Source organism: Roseivivax sp. THAF30, assembly GCF_009363575.1.
In the GTDB taxonomy this organism is placed as follows: Bacteria; Pseudomonadota; Alphaproteobacteria; order Rhodobacterales; family Rhodobacteraceae; genus Roseivivax; species Roseivivax halotolerans.
Genome location: NZ_CP045389.1, coordinates 838,506 through 860,608, shown reverse-complemented (window position 1 = coordinate 860,608; position 22,103 = coordinate 838,506). Strand labels below are relative to the sequence as shown.

18 protein-coding genes are annotated in these 22,103 nt (G+C 62.8%); 9 read left to right on the top strand and 9 right to left on the bottom strand.

Translation table 11 applies throughout. From position 1 onward, the window contains the following. The first annotated feature begins 40 nt into the window (after nt 1-40). From FIU91_RS04080 to FIU91_RS04050, 7 genes are all read left to right on the top strand, one after another. The gene (locus FIU91_RS04080; RefSeq protein WP_152461550.1) at nt 41-1,039 is read left to right on the top strand and encodes a YeiH family protein; all 999 of its coding nucleotides are present in this window, start codon (nt 41-43) and stop codon (nt 1,037-1,039) included. Nucleotides 1,040-1,113: 74 nt separating this feature from the next. Continuing rightward, nucleotides 1,114-2,628 carry a malonyl-CoA synthase gene (locus FIU91_RS04075; protein WP_152461549.1) on the top strand — a complete coding sequence of 505 codons (1,515 nt, stop codon included), beginning with the start codon at nt 1,114-1,116 and terminating at the stop codon, nt 2,626-2,628. Nucleotides 2,629-2,784: 156 nt separating this feature from the next. Beyond that, nucleotides 2,785-3,129 (top strand): hypothetical protein, encoded by a 345-nt coding sequence (locus FIU91_RS04070; protein ID WP_093014224.1) that lies wholly within the window; start codon nt 2,785-2,787, stop codon nt 3,127-3,129. 179 nt (nt 3,130-3,308) lie between these two features. Beyond that, complete coding sequence (locus FIU91_RS04065) at nt 3,309-5,483, top strand: polysaccharide biosynthesis tyrosine autokinase (protein WP_254702042.1); 2,175 nt, start codon at nt 3,309-3,311, stop codon at nt 5,481-5,483. A gap of 34 nt (nt 5,484-5,517) precedes the next feature. After that, on the top strand, nt 5,518-6,045 hold the full coding sequence (locus tag FIU91_RS04060) for a transcription termination/antitermination protein NusG (RefSeq protein ID WP_172974932.1): 528 nt from the start codon (nt 5,518-5,520) through the stop codon (nt 6,043-6,045). A 100-nt stretch (nt 6,046-6,145) separates the two neighbouring features. Continuing rightward, complete coding sequence (locus FIU91_RS04055; protein WP_093014230.1) at nt 6,146-6,808, top strand: TrkA family potassium uptake protein; 663 nt, start codon at nt 6,146-6,148, stop codon at nt 6,806-6,808. A 1-nt stretch (nt 6,809) separates the two neighbouring features. Next, nucleotides 6,810-8,156: a TrkH family potassium uptake protein gene (locus tag FIU91_RS04050; RefSeq protein WP_152461546.1), complete on the top strand. Its 1,347-nt coding sequence runs from the start codon at nt 6,810-6,812 to the stop codon at nt 8,154-8,156. Nucleotides 8,157-8,243: 87 nt separating this feature from the next. Here the strand turns inward: FIU91_RS04050 and FIU91_RS04045 are convergent, their stop codons facing one another. Continuing rightward, a complete protein-coding gene (locus FIU91_RS04045) occupies nt 8,244-9,656 on the bottom strand; it encodes an alkaline phosphatase D family protein (RefSeq protein WP_152461545.1) in 1,413 nt (470 codons plus the stop codon). Nucleotides 9,657-9,688: 32 nt separating this feature from the next. Further along, the gene (locus tag FIU91_RS04040; protein WP_093014239.1) at nt 9,689-10,633 is read right to left on the bottom strand and encodes a lysylphosphatidylglycerol synthase transmembrane domain-containing protein; all 945 of its coding nucleotides are present in this window, start codon (nt 10,631-10,633) and stop codon (nt 9,689-9,691) included. Nucleotides 10,634-10,754: 121 nt separating this feature from the next. On the opposite strand from FIU91_RS04040, the gene FIU91_RS04035 reads away from it, so the two are divergent. After that, on the top strand, nt 10,755-11,381 hold the full coding sequence (locus FIU91_RS04035; RefSeq protein WP_152461544.1) for a trans-aconitate 2-methyltransferase: 627 nt from the start codon (nt 10,755-10,757) through the stop codon (nt 11,379-11,381). Here the strand turns inward: FIU91_RS04035 and FIU91_RS04030 are convergent. The 4 genes from FIU91_RS04030 to FIU91_RS04015 all read right to left on the bottom strand — a co-directional run bounded on the left by FIU91_RS04030 (nt 11,369) and on the right by FIU91_RS04015 (nt 18,506). Further along, nucleotides 11,369-12,391, bottom strand: coding sequence for a histone deacetylase family protein (locus FIU91_RS04030; RefSeq protein WP_152461543.1), 1,023 nt, complete (start codon nt 12,389-12,391; stop codon nt 11,369-11,371). The genes FIU91_RS04035 and FIU91_RS04030 overlap by 13 nt on opposite strands. A gap of 128 nt (nt 12,392-12,519) precedes the next feature. Then, nucleotides 12,520-14,742: an NADP-dependent isocitrate dehydrogenase gene (locus FIU91_RS04025; RefSeq protein ID WP_152461542.1), complete on the bottom strand. Its 2,223-nt coding sequence runs from the start codon at nt 14,740-14,742 to the stop codon at nt 12,520-12,522. Between the two features lie 83 nt (nt 14,743-14,825). Continuing rightward, the gene (locus FIU91_RS04020) at nt 14,826-16,502 is read right to left on the bottom strand and encodes a PAS domain S-box protein (RefSeq protein WP_152461541.1); all 1,677 of its coding nucleotides are present in this window, start codon (nt 16,500-16,502) and stop codon (nt 14,826-14,828) included. A gap of 93 nt (nt 16,503-16,595) precedes the next feature. Then, a complete protein-coding gene (locus tag FIU91_RS04015; protein ID WP_254702097.1) occupies nt 16,596-18,506 on the bottom strand; it encodes a PAS-domain containing protein in 1,911 nt (636 codons plus the stop codon). Nucleotides 18,507-18,796: 290 nt separating this feature from the next. Here FIU91_RS04015 and FIU91_RS04010 point away from each other — a divergent pair, with 290 nt between their 5' ends. After that, nucleotides 18,797-19,183: a response regulator gene (locus FIU91_RS04010; protein WP_093014257.1), complete on the top strand. Its 387-nt coding sequence runs from the start codon at nt 18,797-18,799 to the stop codon at nt 19,181-19,183. Here the strand turns inward: FIU91_RS04010 and FIU91_RS04005 are convergent. The 3 genes from FIU91_RS04005 to FIU91_RS03995 form a co-directional block, all read right to left on the bottom strand. Further along, complete coding sequence (locus FIU91_RS04005; protein ID WP_093014260.1) at nt 19,180-19,521, bottom strand: Hpt domain-containing protein; 342 nt, start codon at nt 19,519-19,521, stop codon at nt 19,180-19,182. The two genes, FIU91_RS04010 and FIU91_RS04005, sit on opposite strands and share 4 nt — an antisense overlap. Nucleotides 19,522-19,526: 5 nt before the next feature. Next, nucleotides 19,527-20,513, bottom strand: a complete 987-nt coding sequence (locus FIU91_RS04000; protein WP_152461538.1) for a PleD family two-component system response regulator — start codon at nt 20,511-20,513, stop codon at nt 19,527-19,529. Nucleotides 20,514-20,711: 198 nt separating this feature from the next. Beyond that, entirely contained in the window at nt 20,712-22,088 is a 1,377-nt protein-coding gene (locus FIU91_RS03995) for a polysaccharide biosynthesis/export family protein (protein ID WP_172974930.1), read from the bottom strand. Nucleotides 22,089-22,103 lie beyond the last annotated feature (15 nt).

Below are 22,103 nucleotides of genomic sequence, written 5' to 3'. Positions count from 1 at the left end.
GGCCCTGCCCCTGATCCTTTTGCCTGACGGACCCAATAAGATGCGCCTCGCGACCTTCCAGGACAAAGCCCGCACGATCTTCCCAGGGCTCTCCGTGGCCGGCCTCGTCGCAGTGACCTCGGTCTTCCTGTCCGAGCACTACGGCGCACCCGCCATGTTGATGGCGATCCTCCTGGGCATCGCGCTGCATTTCCTCTCCGAAGAGGAGCGCACCGCGCCCGGCGTCGACTTTGCGGCCCGGGTGGTTCTGCGTTTCGGCGTCGCGCTGTTGGGTCTGCGGATCTCTGCGGGGCTCGTCGCGGACCTCGGCGCGGCCTTCGTGGGGCTCATCGTGCTGTCCACCGCCGCAACAATCGGCGCCGCGCTTCTGGCCGCCCCGCTTTTTGGGCGCGGCCGCCGCTTTGCCACGCTCACCGGCGGCTCGGTGGCGATCTGCGGCGCCTCCGCCGCGCTCGCCATCTCGGCGGTGCTGCCGCGCGATGCGCGCTCCGAACAGGACGTGGTCTTCACCGTCGTCGGTGTTACGGTTCTCTCGACCGTCGCAATGATCGTCTACCCCATGCTGGCCGCCGGCCTCGGATTCGACCCGCAGGTCACGGGCGTGTTTCTCGGCGGCACGATCCACGATGTCGCGCAGGTCGTCGGTGCGGGCTACTCGGTCAGTGACGAGACGGGCGATGTGGCCACGCTCGTGAAGCTCATTCGCGTGAGTTGCCTCGCACCTGTCGTTCTGATCGTCGCGCTCGCCTTTCGGCACGCGAGCCCCGGCGAGGCGCGCCCGCCGCTGCTGCCCGGCTTCGTTCTGGGCTTCCTCGTCCTCGCCGCGATCAACTCGACCGGCGCGGTCCCTGATATCGTGAATGCGGTTGCCTCCGACCTCTCCCGCTGGGCGCTCATCACCGCGATCGCGGCAGTCGGGATGAAGACGTCGCTGCCGCAACTCATGCAAGTCGGACGCGCCGCGATGCTGATGCTTTGCGTCGAGACAGTGTTCCTCGCGATATTCGTCGCGGCCGGCGCGTATCTTCTCACGATGTGACAGCCGCCTCCGGGCTTTACCCCAGGGGCCAAAGGCAGCACCTTGCCGCCAGGATCAGACGCCGGAGCCGACAGATGCCCAACCCTCTCTTCGATGCCCTGTTCGGAGTGCATGAAGGCCACGACACGCCCTTTCTCTATCTCCCGGATGGAAAGGTTCTCAGCTACGCCGATTTTCTCGGTCTTGCCGCGCAGTTCGCCCATGCGCTGACCGCACGCGACCTTGGCCCCGGAGACCGGCTCGCCGTTCAGGTCGAGAAATCGGCGTCCTGCCTCGCGCTATACGCAGCCGCGGTGCAGGCTGGCGTGGTCTTCCTGCCGCTCAACACCGCCTATACCCAGAGCGAGCTTGCGTATTTCATCGAGAATTCCGGCGCCGCGCTCGTGATCTGCGACGAAGCCCGTCGTCGCGAGATCGCACCCATGACAGAACGCCTGGGCGCCAGCCTCGACACGCTGAACGCAGATGGTGGGGGCAGCCTGTCCGAACTCGCAGTCGGGATGGACACCTTCTTCCCCACGGTTGATCGCCAAGACAGCGACCTGGCCGCACTCCTTTACACGTCTGGCACAACCGGCCGATCCAAGGGTGCAATGCTGAGCCACCAGAACCTCCTGTCGAACGCGGAGATCCTGACGGACGCCTGGCGCTTCGACGCCTCAGACATCCTTCTTCACGCGCTTCCGATCTTTCATACGCACGGACTGTTCGTTGCGACGAATGTCGTGCTCAAAGCGGGCGGCGCGATGATCTTCCTGCCGAGGTTCGATCTGGATCAAGTGATCGACTGGCTACCGCGCGCGACGACGATGATGGGCGTGCCGACGTTCTATACCCGCCTTCTGTCGGATAGCCGCCTCGATCAAGACCTTGTCGCCGATATGCGGCTCTTCACCTCTGGTTCCGCCCCGCTTCTCGAAGAGACGCATCGCGCCTTCGAGGCGCGCACCGGTCACCGCATCCTGGAGCGTTACGGGATGACCGAGACCAACATGAACACGTCCAACCCCTATAACGGCGCGCGCAAGCCAGGCACCGTCGGTCCGCCCCTCCCCGGTATCGAGTTGCGGATCATCGAGCCCGAAAGCGGCGCGGACGTGCCGCAGGGTGAAACAGGCATGATCGAAGTCAGGGGACCGAATGTCTTTCAGGGCTATTGGCAGATGCCGGAGAAAACCGCCGAAGAATTGCGAGACAGCGGATTTTTCATCACCGGCGATCTCGGCCGGATCGACGCGGACGGCTACGTGAGTATCGTCGGGCGCGAAAAAGACCTGATCATCTCGGGCGGCTACAACGTCTATCCCAAGGAGGTTGAACTGGTGCTCGATGAACTGCCCGGCATTCTCGAGAGCGCGGTCATCGGCGTGCCGCATCCCGATTTCGGCGAAAGCCCGGTGGCGATCCTGGTTCCCGAAACCGGCGTCGAGCCTGATCTCGCGCAAATTGAAAGCGCGACAGCCGATTCGCTTGCGCGTTACAAGCAGCCGAAGCGATATGTCGTGGTGGACGCGCTGCCACGGAACACGATGGGCAAGGTCCAGAAGGCGGCCTTGCGCGCCGAATACGCGAAATTGCTTACGGAGTGACCTGAACGTCGCGCGAATATCCGCCTGCCTTGACCCAAGGGCAAAAAAATTTCGGAAAATTCTTTGCAGGCTTGAGACATTGCGGCGTTTTGAGCTATGCCTTATGCAGCAGCGCTAATATCCATTAGTCGGCCCATCGACGTTAGGAGTTAAAATATGACTTTCCGTGCAACCATCGCATCTTTCGCCCTCGCCCTCACCGCAGGCGCGGCTTCTGCGCAAGGCACCAATGCCGAAGCGCTTCAGATCGCGGCAAACCAGAACGCTTGCGGCTCCGCTGCAACCATTCAGTCCGCTGAATTCCTGCCCAACGGCAACGTTCGCGTCGTTTGCCTGCGTCCCGCGGCTGGCGGCGACCTCGGCGGCACGCTCGGCGCTACCGGCACCGCAGTGGCCGGCCTGACCTTCGTTGCGATCATCGCATCGCTCGGTGGCGATGGCTCGTCGTCCTCTGCGACATCGTCGACTTCTTCGACGTCCGGAACCTCCGGTACCAACTGATCTGCTGCAAGGCTGATTTCGTTGAAAAGGTGGCCTCTGGGCCACCTTTTTATATTTCAGGCGTCCCGATCACTGAGTATCTGACTCGAGATTGATGCCTCTTACGTCGATTCTTGACCCCTCTAGGCTTTCCTCCGGGGTCCAGCCTGATACAAAGTGACAACTACCGTTAAGGCTAAGTGAGCGACGTGAACAAAAGCTATTCCACCCTCGGCAACCACGTTTCCGTACAATCGGCCCCGCCCGCCAGTGATGATGACGAGATCGATCTCCTCGAATTGCTGGGGACGCTTTGGCGCGGGAAGCTGGTGCTCGCGGGCGCGGCAATTCTGGCGCTCCTGATCGGTGGCTTCTACGCGTTCGGGGTCGCCGTGCCGCGCTACACGGCAACAGCCACGGTCGCGATCGAGATGCAGGCACCCTCCATCGTCGATATTGAATCGGTCGTCTCCGGGGTCTCTACCGAAGATGCCAGCTTGAACACTGAGCTTGAGATCCTCCAGTCGCGTACGGTCATTTTGAACCTGATCGACACGATGGACCTGCTTGAGGATCCGGAATTCAATGCGTCCCTTCGGCCAGAGCCGGCCATTTCCCTGGCACCCGTGATCGGCCTCGTTCGGTCGCTGATCGGATCGTCCGGTGAGGCAACTGCCTCCGAGGTCGATGAAGAAACGGCAATACTCAATAGCACCGTCGATGCCGTTCGGAGCGCGATCTCCGCGAGCATCAAGCGCGATACCTTCGTATTTAACGTGTCCGCCACGACAACTGGAAGGGTCAAATCTCAGCAGCTGGTGAACACGTTGGCGGAGATTTATATCCAGGACCAGATCGACGCGAAATTCGACAGCCTGGAAACCGCCGTCACGTTCCTGTCGGAAAGAGTTACCGAGCTTGAAGCGGAGTTGGACGAAGGTCAGGAACGCCTGCAGGCGCTTCGCACGGAGACGGATCTCGTGACGCCCGAGGCGCTCGAAGCCGTGAATCGCCAGCTGATCGACGTCCGCAATCGCGTTGAAGAGACCCAAAGCTCGGTGGCGACGCAGGAAGACCGTCTGGCCGCGCTTGAGACTGCGCGCGAGGCCCGCGATTTCCAGACCATCGCGCAAGAACTCGGAGATCCGACGCTCGATAACCTCTTGCCTCGGGTGCAGAACGGTGACGCCGATGCCGTAGAGTCCTTCCTGTCGCGTACCGATCTTTTGACCTCGCGTATCGAGACGTCCCTGCGCCGTGCGCGCTCGCAGGCGGCGGCTCTCGAGGCGTCGATGGTCCGCCAGGAAGAAGCGCTGCAATCGCAGGCGGAAGATCTGTCGCAACTGGAACAGCTCAACCGGGAAATCGCCTCGACGCAGACCCTCTACGAGACCTTCCTCGCCCGTCTCAAGGAGGCGTCCGTGCAGCGCGGATTGATGAGCGCCGACAGCCGGATCCTGTCCGAGGCAACTCCGGGCCGGCTGGTCGAGCCGCGCAAAGGTCTGATCCTGGCCCTGTCACTAATCCTCGGCCTGATGGCCGGCGCCGCGATCGTCCTCGGACGTCAGTTCCTGCATCAAGGCTTCCGCACTGCCGAAGACCTTGAAGCCCATACGGGACGGACCATCCTCGGTCAGATTCCGAAGATGCCGATCAAGCGCCGCGGCGACCTCATCCAGTACCTCAACGAAAAACCGACATCGGCAGCGGCCGAGGCCATCCGAAACCTGCGGACGTCCGTCCTCTTGTCGGATGTCGACAATCCGCCGCAGCTAATCATGTCGACGTCCTCCCTGCCCGGCGAAGGCAAGACGACCCAGGCGATCTCGCTGTCGCATAATCTCGCAGGCCTCGGGCGCAAGGTTCTCCTGGTTGAGGCGGATATCCGGCGCCGGACCTTCCAGGAATATTTCGATGTCCCGCAAGATCATCCCGGCCTTGTGGCTGCGATGATGGAGGAATGCACGCTCGAAGAGGCCATCGTTCGCGATCCGAAGCTCAAGAACGTCGATGTCATCATGGGCGACAAATCGGGCCTCAACGCGGCGGACGTGTTCTCCTCCGAGAAGTTCCGCGCCTTCCTCGATCACCTTCGGGCCACCTACGACACGATCATTATCGACACCCCTCCCGTCCTCGTCGTGCCCGATGCCCGCGTGATCGGTCAGCACACCGATGCCATCGTGTTCACCACCGCGTGGGATCGGACGACCAAAGCGCAGGTCCGCGAAGCGATGCGCCAGTTCTCGACGGTCAACGTGCATGTGACCGGTCTCGTGCTGAGCCAGATCGACCCCAAAGGCATGAAACGCTACGGGTATGGTGGTAAGTACGGCTCTTACGGCGCCTACGGGGCGAGCTACTACAACAGTTAAGACGCAGGATTTCACGTCCGATAGGCGAGGTAGAATGCCTGATCGCGAGATGCCCGATGCGGCGAACTGGTTCGCGGCACAGCTGAAACCCAATGCCGCTGCAATCGCGGAGCGTAACCTCGATCGGCAGGGTTTCGCGGCGTTCCTGCCGCGCCGCATGGAAGCCCGTCGCATTCGGGGCAAGATCGTCGACCGGGCGCAGCCATTGTTTCCCGGATATATTTTCATACAGACAGCGCCGGAGCGGACAGATTGGCGTGTGCTCAACGCAACACGCGGGCTGACCCGGGTCATCCTGTCCGATCCACGCAAGCCGCGTCCGCTTCCCGAAGAATTCATGGCAGCGCTGATGGCGCGCTGCGACGACACCGCCACCTTGACGGCGCCGCCGTCGCTCGAGATCGGAGACACGGTCCGCGTGATCGGCGGGCCCATGGCAGAGCTCGTGAGCAAGATCGAGCGGATCGGCGAAGCTGACCGGATCGAACTCCTGATGGAGCTCATGGGGCAGACCGCCCGCGTTTCGGTGTCCTCGCGGTATCTCGAGAAAATCGAGAACTGACCAGACAACGGTTTGTCTCCCCGGCCTTGTCACGAAGCAAAATCGCGCCATCGTTCATCGCCGCGGCATCTTATTCCTCGCGAAAGGACTTCGCTTCAGCATGGCGGACAAAGCACGCATCTTCGGGGTCGTCGGCCTCGGCAATTTCGGCTCCACTGTCGCGCATGAGTTGACGCGCTTCGGCAACCAGGTGATCGGCATCGATATCGACGAGGGCCGTGTAACAGCCCATGCCGACAAGCTGAGCCAGGCCATGATCGTCGATGCGCGCGACGACGCGGCCTTGAAAGAGGCGGGCATGGGCGATTGCGACGTGGCCCTCATCGCCATGGGCTCGGATCTCGAAGCGTCGATCCTATCGGCGATCAATCTCAAGCTCGTCGGTGTCGAGAAGATCTGGGCCAAGGCGCGCACCAAGACCCATCACCGTATCCTCTCGCGGCTCGGCGTCGACCGGATCGTGCATCCGGAGGTCGAGGTCGGTCAGCACGTTGCGCAGGTGCTGCACAACCCCTTGATCCGCGACTATATCAGCCTCGGCAACGGGTATTACGTGGTCAATTTCCGGATTCCCAAGAGCCTCGAAGGCAAAAGCCTCGATGACCTCGAACATCGCTCGGAGTTCAATCTGCGCTGCATCGGCGTGATGCGCGGCACGAAGTTCCTCGCGCAGGACGGCGAAGCCTGCACGTTCGAACCGGACGATCTGCTGCTTCTCCTCGGCCAGCGCAACGATCTGCGCCGCTTCGCCGCGAGCCTCTGACATGGCCAATATCGGCGTCAGAACGCGCCTTCTGGACCGCCTTGTCCGGCTCTCTCCGCCGGCACTTCTGGCCAGCCTTTACCTGATCGTCATCCTTCTTGGCGCGGCTCTCCTGAGCCTGCCCTTTGCCAATACCGGGGGCGTGTCGATTTATGATGCGCTTTTCACCTCGACATCGGCGGTGACGGTGACGGGGCTCGTGGTCGTCTCGACGGGACAGGACTTCACGCTCATCGGACAGGTGGTGATCGCGCTTCTCATCCAGTTCGGCGGGCTTGGCCTCATGACCTTCGCGGTCTTCGTCCTTTCGGCGATCGGGGTGAAGATCGGTCTCGGACAGCGGTTGATCCTGCGCGAGGACCTCAATCAATCCTCGATCGGTGACCTGATCAAGCTGGTCCGCGTGATCCTCGTGGTCGCGCTGACCTGCGAGGCAGGCGGCGCGGTCCTTCTGCTCGCGGTCTTCGTGCCCGATCTCGGCTGGGCCGAGGGCACCTGGTACGCGATCTTTCACGCGATCTCGGCCTTCAACAATGCGGGCTTCGGGCTCGATGACCAGAGCCTCATTCCCTGGGCCGCGCATCCGCTGTTCAATTTCGTGATCCCGCTCCTGTTCATCGTCGGCGGGCTCGGCTTCGTCGTCCTTGCCGATATCTATGAGAGCCGGAACTGGCGGCAGCTCTCGCTGCATACGAAGATCATGCTTTACGGTTCGGTCTGCCTGATCTTCATAGGATGGCTCGCCTTCGCCCTCCTGGAATGGACCAATCCCGCCACGCTGGGAGAATTGAACCTCTGGGGCAAGATCACGGCGAGCTGGTTCCAGGCGGTCACGCCGCGCACCGCGGGGTTCAACACGATCAATACCGGCGAGATGCATGACGCGACCGCGCTCATGACCATGACGCTGATGCTGATCGGCGGCGGCTCGACCTCGACAGCGGGCGGCATCAAGGTGACGACGGCCATCGTGCTCGTCCTCGCCACCATCGCCTTTTTCCGCAAAAGCACCGAGCTCAACGCCTTTGGACGCAGTCTCGGCCTCGAAGAGGTGATGAAGGTCCTGGCGCTCACCGTGGTGTCGATCCTGATCGTCTTCGTCGCCCTGTTCGTCGTCTCGATCACACATGACGGCACGTTCCTGACCCTCGCCTTCGAGGTGGTCTCGGCCTTCGGAACAGTCGGCTTGTCGATGGGCGCGACCGGAGACCTCGACACGGTCGGTCGCGCGATGATCATGGTGGTGATGTTCCTGGGGCGCGTCGGACCGCTGACGCTGGGCTTCTTTCTCGCCACCCATTCCGTCGCGCGCGTGCGCTATCCCAAGGGCCGCGTCTATCTGGGCTGAGCGACCGCGCGCCCTCTTTGGGTTGGCGGAAATACCGCGGGAGCGCGAGGGCAGAGCCCTCGCCGCCGCGCCCTCGGCGCGGCGCCTCTAGAGTGAGAGTTCCGGCGTCAGGCCGCTGTCTTCCAGCGCCCAGCGCGCGCGCCACTCACCGCCTCGGCGCTCCACCACGAGATAATTCCGCTCGGCGGTGTAGTTCGTGCCCCGCCCCGGCAACGGCACGATACGGATCGGGTGTTCGGGCAGCGGCGCTTCGCCAAGCCGCGCCAGCGTTCCAAGCGTCCAGGCCCAGGCCTTTGGCGGCGCGCGATGCGAGATGCCCGATGCGACGAGCTGGTGCACAGGGCCGCGCGGGCTGGCGAGCGTCGCGCGCGTGGCAAGGTGAATCTCGCCCGAAAGCGCGGTCACGTCGCTGCCCGCAGCCTCCATATCGATCACGGCGCGCAACATTCGCCTCCACTCCTCGCGATGGGCGTAGCTTTGCCACTGATCACGCAGATCGTCCTCGTATTTCTGCATCGTAGGGATCGCGTTCATCATCTTCTCGAGGATCGACAGACGTGGCCCCAGAAGCGGCACCGACGAGATCATCAGCACCCGTTCGGCGACATCCGCGCGGGTGTCGTCGAAGAGCCGCCAGCCCGTCTCGCCCATGATCCGGTCGAGCGTGCGCTCGGAGCGCAGATCCGGGGCGAGCAGCGTCACGCCCGGCAGATCCCGGCGGAAGCCGAGGCTCCGCCCCTCGGGATCGAGAAACAGGTCGGGCACATCCGCCTCGGTCGCGGCGTGCTGGTAGAGCAGGAAAGCCTCCCGCGCCGCCGCGAAAAGCCGTTTTGCCACCGGCGTCTTTTCCACGTCCGGACCGAGCGAGCCCCACCCGTCGCAGATATCGTGATCGTCCCACATCATCAGCGACGGCACTTCGGCGGTCATCCGGGCAAAGCCCGAGCCCGCGTAGGTCCGTGTGTAGCGATCGAGGAAGCCGCGGCGCAGATGCGCGGAAAGATCGTCGAGCTCTGCCTCGGGGACATCGCTCCGCAGGTCTTCGGGCCAATCGTCACTCAGCGGGTGGCCGTCCGTCACCTCGTCCGCATAGACCTGATCGCCCCCGTGCAGCAAAAGGTGCAAGGGCTCGCGGCGATGCGCCTCGTGCATGTGCCGCCACATCGCGTTGCGCTCGCCGTCTTCGCGGCCGAGATCGCCATGCTCCTCTCCGTTGCAGGACACGAAACCGATCCGAAGATCGTCCTCGAAATCGGTCGCGACCGGGTAGCTCTGTCCGCCGAAGCTGTAGCCGTGCTGCCCGCCGCGCGGCAACGCGAAGTCGAACCGCCACACACCCTGCCCGTCGATCATTGCAAGCTCGGTCGGCGCGATCCTGCTCTCGCCGGTCTCTAGCGGCTCGGGCGGTGTGGCGTCATCCGTCAGGACGAGCGCGGCCAGTTCCAGCGCGCGGTCAGTCAAATGGCGGAAGATCAGGACGGGACCGGCGGTTACTGGCATCACACTCTCGCTTTCGGCTATCGGATAGGGAGTTAGCTCGCTCCCCTCTCCTCCTCAACGCGGCGTCTTCGGAAAAGGATCGGAAGAACGCCGGGCAGCACCGCCGCAAGAAACACGAGCCCGAAGGCGATGGACGCGGCGAGGCCCGAATAGCCGCTCGCGCCAACGATCGGGAAGAGCGCGGCCGCCACCCCTTCGCGCAGCCCCCAGCCCGAAACCGTGACCGGCACCAGCATCATGAAAAGGATGAGCGGGACAAGGCCAAGCACGGCCACAAGGGGTAATTCGACCCCGATCGAACGCGCACAGGCATAGAAGGCGAAGATGTTGCAGGCCGCCGTGACCAGCGCCAGCGGCGCCTGATAGGCCAGGATACGCGGTTTGACGAGCGAGGCTTCGAGTGATGACCAAAGGTCTTCGAGCGCGCGTCGTTGCGGGCCCGGCAAAAGCCAGCCGAAATAAAGGATGAACGGCAGCCCGAGGCAGATCAGGAGGAACGGCGCGGTAATCGAGGTGAGCCAGACCGGCCAGCGCAATCCCCCCGGCTGCACGATCGTCACCACATAGGTCACGGCAAAGACCGCGAAGATCCCCGCCTGCTGCGAGAGACGTTCGAAGAACACCCCCTGCGCCGCGCGCAGAAGCCCGGCTTGCTTCCGCGCCCGATACGCCCGGCCCGCATCTCCTACCATGCCGCCCGGAAGCGACTGGTTCACGAATTGCGAGAGGTAATATTCGGATAGGGCGTGAATATAGGAAAAGCTTTGTCCGAGCTTGGCCGCGATGAGCTTCCAGCGCAGCGCAGAAAGCACGGTCTGAAGGGTCATCACACCCCAGGCGAGCACGATCCAGCTCCAATCCGCGCGACGCAGAATCCTGAGGGCTTGCTGCCCGTCCACCGCCAGCCAGAGCAGCGTGAGCAGTGTGAGGCTCACGAGGATCTGGACGATGCGGAGCTGCGTTCGTGATAAGCGCATCGCCCGCAACCTATAAAGACAAAGCCCACATGACGCGCCTATACGTGCTGCCGGAGAGCGGCACAACAGATGCGAGGCGGCACGGATGTCGCGCCACTGCCTTTCGATGTAGGCTTGCCATATGGAAAACCACCCCAAGCGCGCCGATGCCCGCGATACCGTGCGCGTCTACGAAGGTCAGGCGGCCTTCTTCGATGCGACCCGGCCGCAAGTCTTGTTCGAGAAGGCTTGGCTCGATCGCTTCCTCGCGCTTGTGCCGGAGGGCGGTCAGGTGCTCGATATCGGCTGCGGGACAGGCCGGCCGATCGCCGCCTATCTTCGCGACTCCGGAATGCGCGTCACCGGGATCGATGCCGCAGCGCCCATGATCGATCGCGCGCGCCGTCACGCGCCGGACGGCGATTGGCGCGTCGCGGATATGCGCGATCTCGAACTCGGGCAGGTGTTCGACGGGGCGTTGTCCTGGGACGCGTTCTTCCACCTGACTGCGGCCGAGCAGCGATCCGTCATTCCGCGCTTGGCCCGGCATCTGAAACCCGGCGCACCGCTAATGTTGACTGTCGGCCCCTCTGCAGGTGAGGCCTTCGGGCATGTGGGCACCGATCCCGTCTATCATGCGAGCCTGTCGCCCGACGAGTATGCCTCGCGCCTTGCGGAGGCGGGACTGTCGGTCGTGTCCTTCTTGGCAGAAGACCCGGACTGCGATTATCATTCGGTTTTGCTCGCGCGGCGCGATCAGGCCCCGTGAAAGCCACCGAGGACCGAGGTCAGATTGTGCTCGAGCGCCTTTGACAGGTAGCCGCCCTCCTGCACGAAGAGCGTGGGCATACCCGCCTCCGCGATGGCTGCACCGATGCGGGCGAACCCCTCGGTCGTCACCGCAAGCCCCTTGAGCGGATCGCCCTCGTATGCGTCGAGCCCCAGCGCGATCACCAGCGCGTCCGTCCCGAAGGCGCGGATCTGCGCGAGTGCCGGGCTGAGCGCGTCCAGGAACTCTGCATCTCCCTGCCCGCGCGCCAGCGGCAGATTGAGGTTCGCGCCGCGCCCGGCACCTTCCCCCCGTTCATGCGCGTGACCCCAGTAAAACGGGTAGAACCCCATCGGATCGGCGTGGATCGATACTGTCAGCACGTCGCCTCGGGAGTAGAAGATGCCTTGCGTGCCATTGCCGTGATGCACGTCCACATCGAGGATCGCGACACGGCGGCCGGCGCGGGTCAGATGCTCTGCCGCGATGGCTGAATTGTTCAGATAACAAAAACCACCTGCCAGATCGGCGAACGCGTGATGCCCCGGCGGGCGGCACAGCGCGTAGGCCCCGCGCTCCCCCGTCATCAGCGCATCAGCCGCCGACAGCGCGGCCTGTGCCGACCAATAGGCCGAGAACCATGTGTCGGGGCCGATCGGGCACGCCGTATCGGCCATGTGAAAGCCCGCAAGTCCGACCGGCGAGGCCGGATAGCTGTCCGTGCGGTTGGCCGGATGCACGTTCGGCATGACCTCTTCGGAGGCTCCGTCGAGCCGCGCCCAGCGCTCGTGAATCGTCTCGAGAAAGCGGATATAGGCCGGATCGTGAATCCGGGCGATAGGGCCAAGCCCGTAATCGCCGGGCGCTTCGACAATGTAGCCCGCCGCCTCGGCCCCGCGCTTGAGGCGCACGGCGCGTTCGGGCTCCTCGGGCGAGGGCTTCATCACACCCGCAACGAGGCGGCCCTTGGGTTCGTGCTTCATCTGGCGGTCGTCGAAGAAGGCGCGCATCTCAGCTCCTGAAGGTGTGACGGGTCGAGCCTAGCGGCAGCGCGCCGGCGCGAAAACCGCTGCCGGGCATGAAAACGCCCGCCGATCTGCAAACCGGCGGGCGCAACTTTGCAAATTCGGGCTGGAGGTTAGCCGATGATCTCGTTCAGCGTCCTGGACGGGCGCATCACCGCCGAGGTCTTGGCCTCGTCCGTGTGATAGTAGCCGCCAAGATCGACCTTTTGACCCTGCGCTTCGGCAAGCTCGGCCACGATCGCATCGGCATTCTCGCGCAGCGCCTTGGCGATGGGCGCGAAATGCTGGGCGATCTCGGCATCCTCGGTCTGCGCGGCCAATGCGTCGGCCCAGTAAAGCGCGAACCAGAAATGGCTGTCGCGGTTATCGGGCTGGCCGACCTTCCGCGACGGCGACCGGTCGTGGTCGAGCACGCCTTGGGTCGCGACCTCGACGCCCTTGCCCAGCACGCGCGCCTTGTCGTTCCCGCGCTGATCGGCGAGGAACTTCAGGCTTTCGGCCAGCGCGCAGAACTCGCCCAGGCTGTCCCAGCGCAGGTGGTTCTCTTCGACGAGCTGCTGGACGTGCTTCGGAGCCGAGCCGCCCGCGCCGGTCTCGAAGAGGCCGCCGCCATTCATCAGCTTCACGATGGAGAGCATCTTGGCCGAGGTGCCAAGCTCCAGGATCGGGAAGAGGTCCGTGAGATAGTCGCGCAGCACGTTGCCGGTGATCGCGATGGAGTTCTCGCCTTTGCGGATCGTCTCCAAAGTCTGGCGGGTCGCCTCGCGTGGCGCCATGATCTGGAACTTGTCGGAGACGCCCTCGGCTTCGAGAATGGGCTTCACGAAGGAGATGAGCTCAGCGTCATGGGCACGGTTCGCATCGAGCCAGAAGATGGCCTCGCAGCCTTCCGCCTTCTGCCGCTCGATGGCGAGCTTCACCCAATCCTCGATCGGGGCCTTCTTGGCAGAGGCGGAACGCCAGATATCGCCGGGCTCGACCGCGTGCTCGTGCAGGATGTCGCCATTGGCGGTCTTGAGGCGCACGTTGCCCTTCGCGGGGATCTCGAAGGTCGTCGGGTGCGAGCCGTATTCCTCGGCCTTCTGTGCCATCAGGCCGATATTCTGCACCGTGCCCGAGGTCGTCGGATCGAGAGCGCCCGTCTCCTTGAAGTAGCGAATCGTCTCATCGTAGACCGGCGCGTAGGAGCTGTCGGGGATGACGCAGTTGGTGTCGTGCTGCGCGTCGTCCGGCCCCCAGCCCTTGCCGCCTGCACGGATGACTGCCGGCATGGACGCGTCGATGATGACGTCCGATGGAACATGCAGGTTCGAGATGCCCTTGCCGCTGTCGACCATGTACATGGCCGGACGCTCGTCCATTACGCGCTTGATCTCGGCTTCGATCTCGGCGCGCTCGTCCATCTCGGCGACACGGTTCATCATGTCGCCGATGCCGGAATTCGGGTTCACGCCCGCGGCCTTCAGCTTGTCGCCGTATTTCTCGAAAACGGGCTTGAGGAATTCCTTCACCGCGTGGCCGAAGATGATCGGATCGGAGACCTTCATCATCGTCGCCTTCATATGCAGCGAGAAGAGGATGCCCTCCTCCTTGGTCTTCGCAATCTGGTCGGCGAGGAACGCATCGAGCTTGGCCGCCGACATGAAGGTGGCGTCGACCACGGTGCCTTCGGGGAAATCGACGCCCTCTTTCAGTACGGTCACGGAGCCATCCTCGGCGACGTGCTCGATCGTCGCTTTGCCCGCCTGCGCGGCGCTGAGCGTTGCGGATTTCTCGTTCGAGTAGAAGTCGCCTTCCGACATCGAGGAGACATGCGTCTTGCTGTCAGACGACCATTCGCCCATCGAATGCGGGTTCGCCATTGCGTATTTCTTGACGGCGGCGGCGGCCCGGCGATCCGAATTGCCTTCGCGCAGGACCGGGTTCACGGCCGAACCCTTGATCGCGTCATATCGTGCGCGGATGTCCTTCTCGGCATCGGTGCCCGGCTCTTCGGGATAGTCGGGAATGTCGTAGCCCTGCCCCTGAAGCTCGCGCACGGCGGCGACGAGCTGCGGCACGGAGGCCGAGATGTTGGGCAGCTTGATGACGTTGGCGTCCGGCTGCTTCACGATTCGGCCAAGCTCGGCCAGATCGTCGCTCTGCTTCTGGTCGTCCGAGAGCCGCTCGGGGAAGGCGGCAAGGATACGGCCGGCCAGCGAGATGTCCTTCATTCCGACGGTAACGCCAGCGGCATCGGTGAAGCTGCGGATGATCGGCAGAAGCGAGTGGGAGGCAAGCTCCGGCGCTTCGTCTACCTTTGTATACACAATATCCGGATACGCGTTTTCGGTCATGGCCTTCGTCCTTTGCGGTCAGTCGGCCGACCTCTACAAGAACGCGCGCCGCTGGTCCACGGTCACAGGTGGCGCAGGTCCGATCAGGCGGCGATTACCGTCTCGGCCTCGGCATTTTCGACGTATTTCGGGATTTCGAAGTAGAACGTGGAGCCTTTGCCGACGACGCTGTCCACCCCGATCCGCGCCCCGTGATTGTCGAGAATGCGCCGGGTGATCGCGAGCCCGAGCCCTGTGCCGAGACGCTTCTTGCCGTCGGCCGCATTGATCTGCGCGAACGTGTTGAAGAGTTTCGCCTGATCTTCGGGACCGATACCGGGCCCATGATCTTTGACCGCAACGCGCCAGCCGCCGTCGGTTGCCGTGACGGCGACGTTCACGACATCGCCTTCGGACGAATACTTCGCCGCGTTCGACAGAAGATTGGACATGACCTGCATCATGCGGGAGGCATCCGCCTCGACCATCGCGTCCTCGACCTGCGTCTCGAGCGAAAGGCGCACACCCAGCTCCGATGCATAAGGCTGCAGGCTGCTGATCGCCTCGCTCGCCAGGGCATCAATCGCGAGGGGTTTCTTGTCGAAGGACATCTTGCCGGCCTCGATCTTCTCCAGATCGAGGATGTCGTTCACGATGAACAGAAGACGTTCGCAATTCCGCTCGGCGATATCGACAATGCCGCCGACCTGCTTGCTGTATTCGTCGCTGAACCGGCCCTTGAGCATCTTGATCGCGCCGGAAATCGCGGTGAGCGGCGTGCGGAGCTCGTGACTGACGACCGACACCGAGGAGAGTTTCGCCCGCGCGAGCGCTTCGCGTTCCCGGATGTCGCGCAGGACCGAGATCAGCAGCTTCTCGCCGTCGACGGCCTCGAAAAGACTGGTCGCCACCTCGACCGGATCGCCGGAATGCTGGCCCTGAAGATAGGTGGTCGTGACCGACCCGGAAAAAAGCGGGGCAAGGTGACGCCGGAAGCGCGCCTCGTCGAAATCGCCGCGGATGTCCGTCATGGTTTTGGACTTCACATCGGCCGTTTTCCAGCCGAACCGCGCACAGGCAGCCTCGTTCATATAGTGCATACGCAGATCGCGGGCCCGGTAGATGAACACCTCGTCCTGCATGTTGTCGAGGATCGCGCTCATCTGGCGGTCGGCTTCCGCGGCACGTTGTTCGGTCACGTCGGTTCGAACGGAGATCGCCTTCACCAATTCGCGGCGCTGGCTCATCATCGGAACGACAGTCACCTCGAACCAGCGCTTCTCGCCGGTTTTGCTGATCGAGCAATGCTCGCCATGCCATGTCCTGCCCTGATCGAGAGCAGCGCGGATCATGTGGAAGGTCTGCGTACCCTCTTCGCTTTCGTGCAGGAACCGGGGCGTGCGACCGATGATTTCGTTGCGCTCGTAGCCTGTCAGTTCCGTGAAGCGGGAATTCACGTCGATTATCCGCCCTTGCGAATCCGTTACCGAGACAATCGCGTGGGTGTCGAGCGCCATACGCATGACGGCGTTTTCCTTGCGCTCCAGCTCGAGTTTCTGTTCCTGCTGACGGTTGTAGAGATGGAGCTGGAAGAACGCCCCGGCCGATACGATCAGCGTCGCTGTCATCAGCAGGTACAGATCGAGCGGAAGGCCGCCATCATAGCCGAATTCCGCCAGGCTGAGCGCGGCGAATGCGCCGAAAATACCGCCCAAAACCAGCGCAAGACCGAGATTCCTGCGCTGACCTAGCGCGCCAATCCGCTTTGAAAATTTAATCATTACAACCCCTTACTTGCGCTCTCCAGGATGCAGTGACGTTGTTACAGGCGAATTCTGACAAGACTTGGGCAGAGGCCTGACCCGTTTTCGACCTCATGCCGCATTCTCGACCTCCCGATCTTTCGGCTTTGGCAGCGTCACATCGACAAGATCGCGCGCGGCACTATCGCGGCGATACTCGAAGCGCCCCCCGAGCCGCAGGACCAGACGCTCGGCGATGGCCAGCTCGAGGCTCATCATGTCGCGATGGCTCGATGGAACCTTCTGCTTAGGAAACGGCTCGACGATAGTTTCGTCTGGCGTTTGCGCGTTCCGTTCTCCGGCGATCTCGACTGCAATCTTGATCGTATCGGACTGTGCAGCGACGCTCATTTCGACATGCGCCGAGAGGAACCCGTCGACGCAATGGCGCAAGATCTCGCTGAGCGCCTTGCGTACCGTGTCGCCGTGATCGACCGTCGCAATGGATCCGGCCTTGTGCAGCTCAAGGGTGCACCGATCCCCGGCACGCACTTCGAACGCACGCACGAGATCGTCGAGAATCAGATCGAGAGACAGCTGCCCTCCAGCCTCGAAGCTCTCCTGCTCGGCCCGGCTTACTTGAAGAACGCGGTCGATCAGCGACAGAAGCTGGCGCGACGAGCGCGTGATGTGTTCCGCGTGGGACGTGATCTCGGCATCATAGGCGGCAAGCTCCGCGTCCGGGGCGTGGTCTTCCAGGGCGCGGCGGCCCGCCAGTCGCTCGGGCTTCGAAAGGAAGGCCGCGTAGCCCATGAGAACGGAAAGCGGCGTGCGTAATTCGTGGCTCATCCGGTCGAGAAAAGCCGATTTGGCCCGGCTTCCCGCTTCGGCGGCGCGGCGCGCTTCCATGAGTTCGGTGATATCGACGCGGAACCCGACCCGGCTTCCATCAGAGAGCTTACGCTCCGAGATCTTCAGCCAGCGACCGTCATCGAGCTCTTCGACGAAGGTGGAATTGCTGCCGGTATGGGCGGCCATGCGCTCTGCCGTGTATTCACCTTCGCGGCCATAGGCATCGCGGTATTCGCCGTTCCGCAGCCCCTTTTCGAGTATTTCGGCGAAGGTGGCGCCCGGCACGATCGCATCGGCGCTGCGGGGATAGAAGCTCTTGTACGTATCGTTGCACAGAACGAGACGGTCGTCCTTGTCGTAGAGCGCAAAGCCGTCATTGATGGCATCAATCGCGGTATGCAGGTTCTCCTCGGCACTTCTGCGGATGCTTTCGGTCCGGTCGATATACAAAAAAAGCAGAAACACCGACCCGCCGAGCGCACCGAAGAAAATGAACACGAAGGCCGCATCGGCAGGCGCGATCGCCCAGCCCTCCTGCGGGACGAGCCGCATTTGCCAGGTTTCATCCAGGACATCGAAGTCGATCACGACCGGCTCTGCATTCATTCGCGGCGCGTCACCGAAGACAATCATCGGCTCACTGGTCGGGCCGGTCTTAATGACCTGTAAATTGAGGCCGTCCCGTTCTGCGATGTCATTCGCCTTCGTAAAGAGCGAATCCAGTGTCGCCACCACCGAGACCACGCCCGTGATCTCCTCCGTCCGGACATCCTCCACACGCATCCGCGCAATCGCGCCCTTCGCGCCCTGCACGAGATCCACCGGTGCAATCATCACGGCATCCGCATTGTCCAGCGCCTGCCGGACATGGCTCAGCTGATCGGGATAATCGCGGTAGTCGAGGCCAAGAACCTCCGCATTTGCTGCCCGGGGATAGACCTGCTGCACGATGAGGTCGCGCGAAAAGGCGATGTTGAGGAACTCGACGACCGCATCGTCGGAGTTCGGAGCCACCCGCGCGACGATATCGGCGTAAAGCGTCTTATCAACCCTCGTATCCCGCGCGAGTGCAGCGGCGACGCCGCGCGCGACAAGCAGAACCTGTTGGAATCCCTTTTCCAGCTCGGCAGAGATCGTCTCGGCGCGCTCATGCGTCTCAAGGATCGCTTCCGCACGCTCCTGCTTTGCCATAAGATACACGGAAAAACTGCTCGCAACGCCCACTGCGGCGATGATCGCGACTGCAAGCACGATGTGCCGCCGATGCCAGATCAAGTTCCGAAGGTTCACTGTCGCCTGCCTGATAGTGTTTTTTCGTTGCGACTTGCCCGCTTCGGTAGATTGTGTGACGAGGACAGCTTCGAAACAGTCCTGTGTCGTGCGATGGAAGCTCGAATGTTGCCGGCATACAACGAATTTCTGCCGCATTTGCCCGTCAGGGTGGTTGCAGCATCCCACGACTTTGGCAAAAGGGGCACGGCGTGACGCAGCTTTCCAGCATCCTTCACGTAGAGGACGATGCCGACATTCGAGAGATCGCGCGCTTGGCGCTCGAAATGATCGGCGGCCTGCAGGTCGATCAATATGCCGGCGGCAAGGCCGCCCTCGACGCGGCCCCGTCGCTGACGCCCGATCTTCTGCTTCTCGATCAGATGATGCCGGAGATGAGCGGGGAAGAGACGCTCGGCAAATTGCGAGAATTCGACCATCTGAAAACCGTGCCGGCGATCTTCATGACGGCGCAGACGGAGGACAGCTCGCACGCCCTGATGGCGCGCACGGATGCGATCGGATTCGTGACCAAACCCTTCGACCCGATGACGTTGACCGACCAGCTGCGGGACATGCTGGCGGAGCATGACACCTAGTTTCCGTCTTCGAGGATCGCGTCTATATCGTCGAGAAGATCATCGAGAGCGGCGAGGATCGTCGCCTCGTCGGCGCTGCTCGGCTCGGCGATGTACTGCTCGATCGCGGTATCGAGACGCGCAGAACGTGCCCCGAGCGCAGGAAAGCCCAATGACCCCGCGACACCCGCGATACGGTGAACGCGAAGGCGCACTTCTTCCCAGACACGCGAGCCCTTGTCGCCAGACTTTATCATGGTCGTGAGCGCATCGAGCTCCGCAAGCCGGGTTTCGAGGCTTGCGAGGAATTTTACGCGGATCGCGTCGAGGGCGGGCTGAAGGTTTCGTTCACTGGCCATGGAACTCATGCTGCCAGACCTCCGAAGAGGCGATCAAGCAGCGAGTCGCGCGGCTGTTCCTGAAGAACGATCTTGCCTCCCGCAACCGCGTCGGCGATGCCTTCCGCGTTCATCACCGCCTCGCGCATCGTGGCAATGCGCGCGGACCGCGAGGTGAGACGCGAGACGCTGCTTGAGCCGACGACGACATCGGGGCTGACCTGCGATCCATCGGCAAGACGCAGATCGAGCATCCCGACTTCGGTCATCACGGCCCGGGCCACTTCCTCCTCGGTCATGTCGATCGCCCCATGAACGACGAAGCTGATGACCCCGTTGCCGGAATGGGAAATGAAGTAGTTTGCGCCCGCCAGTACTTCGGTGACCGCATCGGCCAGAGAGTTGATCACGAATTCATAATCGTTGCCTGAAGCCTTCCGATGGATTTCAACCGCGTTGGCAAGCTTGAGCGCGAAGCACTGCATGCCGCCGACACCGCCCGGGACACCTTGCAGGTAGCTTTCCAGCGCATGGTTCGCGATGGAAAAGGGCACATCATCCAGCCTGAAGGCCTCGGAGAGGCGCGGCTTCTCGCGGTCCGGCTTGCCGTGCTGCGCCGCGGCCAGCTGCGCTTGCTGGCGCTGCATCTGCTCGGCCAGGCCAAGGCGCACGCGGAACTCGGTCGCGTCGAACGGCTTGGTGACATAGTCGCTCGCCCCCGCCGCGAAAGCACGGTCGAAATGGTGTTTCTCATCGAGACGCGAGACCATCAGGATCGGCGTTGCCCTGTAGAGCGGGTTCGCACGGATCTCGCCGCAAAGCGCGACGCCGTCGATGCCCGGCATCAAGATATCCAGAAGGAAGCATTCGAACGGGCGCTCGACCGTGGAAATCACCGTCATCGCCTGCTCCGCCGAGCCAGCGGTCACGACATCCTCGTAACCGGCATCGCTCAGAACCGTGGTCACCAGTTCGAGGATAATCGGATCGTCGTCTACCGCAAGAATACGCATCAGGCTCTCCCAGGCTTTTGAGGGACGGATCCCCGTCTCATGCCCTGTGAGTGTCGAGCTCAATCGTGATGCAATTAAGGCGATAATCGGGTCAGAGGCGCCCGATTTCGCCCAACTCGTAAAATTCGGGATTGCAGTAATGCAAACAACAAAGCCGCGCCAACGAGGTCGGCGCGGCCTTGATTTCCCAGCGTCAGCCTAGTTCGCCAACCCCTGCCGCGCGGCAGATGCGGCGGTGTTGATCAGCGTCGGGAGGGCCTGCTGCAAGGCGCGGTTCCACTTGGTGATCGGCTGCTCCTCGATGAAGACCACGTCGTTCGGGCGCATCTCGAAGCGCGTCGCGAGCGTGAGGTTCGCCGCATTCCGCGCGTTCAGGTGCCAAGCTGTGACGGCGCCGAACTCTGCCGGGTTGGAGGACGACCGCAAGATGTAGATTTCCGAAGGATCGCCGGTTGTCGTCGGGAACCCGCCATTGCCGTAAATGACATCCGCCAAGGTTGTCTGCTGGTTGAACGGCATGACGAAGCGACTCTGCTCGGTTACCTCGCCGGCAAGATAGACATAGTCACGATCCTCGGCATCCAGCTCCAGCCGCGATCTGAAGTTGTCTCTCAGCTCGTTCAGCTGAGCGCGGCGGAGGCCGACTTCAGCTTGAAGTTCCTGAATAGCAGACTGGCGCGCATCGCGGCGAATGTTGATGACGTCAATTCGGGTGCGATAGAACTCGAGCGCTTGCTGGAGATCGTAGCTCGTATCGACGTAGACCGCGTCGCCATTCGTCAGACGAATGCGCTGAAGGTCCGGCCGCGAGAGGAAGTCCTCGAACGGGATCTGGTAGAGCGATCCATCGCGGTAGATGCGGATCGAGGCGAATTCCTCGTTGGAGACCTGAATGCCGCCGGCGGCGGTGATCGCCTCACCGAGATCCAGGGTATTGAGCGTGATCGGCACGATTGTCGGATCACCCACAGCCCCGCCGACCGCGACGCGCTTGGAGTTGAACTCGGCCACCTCAAGCGAGAAGGCCGGGTCGATCTGGTTCGACACGAGCGCGTCGAACAGCATCGCTTCGGCTTCCTCGATGGTCATGCCAGCGACCTGCACCGGGCCGATATCGGGTATGGCGATCGCACCGTCGTCGCGAACAGTGTAGCCCTGCCGCGCGTTCTGAGCGGCAAGAAGACCGGACAATTCCTCAACCGTCGATCCGGCGGATTTCGTCGCGAGAAGAAGAACATCGCCAACGCCGATGCGGTAGGGCTCGGTCGGGATTTGCGGCGGCACGCGCAACTCCAGCGGCTGGCGCCGCTCGTCGGGCAGGAACGGCTCTTCGGGCAGCGCGCCAGCGCCGCGCAGCTGACCACCACCGGCCGCTGCATAGAAGACTTCCGGCAGGGATTTGGGCGTGTAAGGCGCGCGGTTGGCAACGAGCAGCGTTTGCGGATCGATATCCACCACCCGCACATCCGCTCCGCCGGCCTGCTGGCTGACGGACGGACTGTTGTAACTCACGCCGCACGCACCGAGCGTCATTGCGGCGACTATCAACGCCGATCCGATGAGCGCTTTCCTCATAGCTGTTCCCTTTCC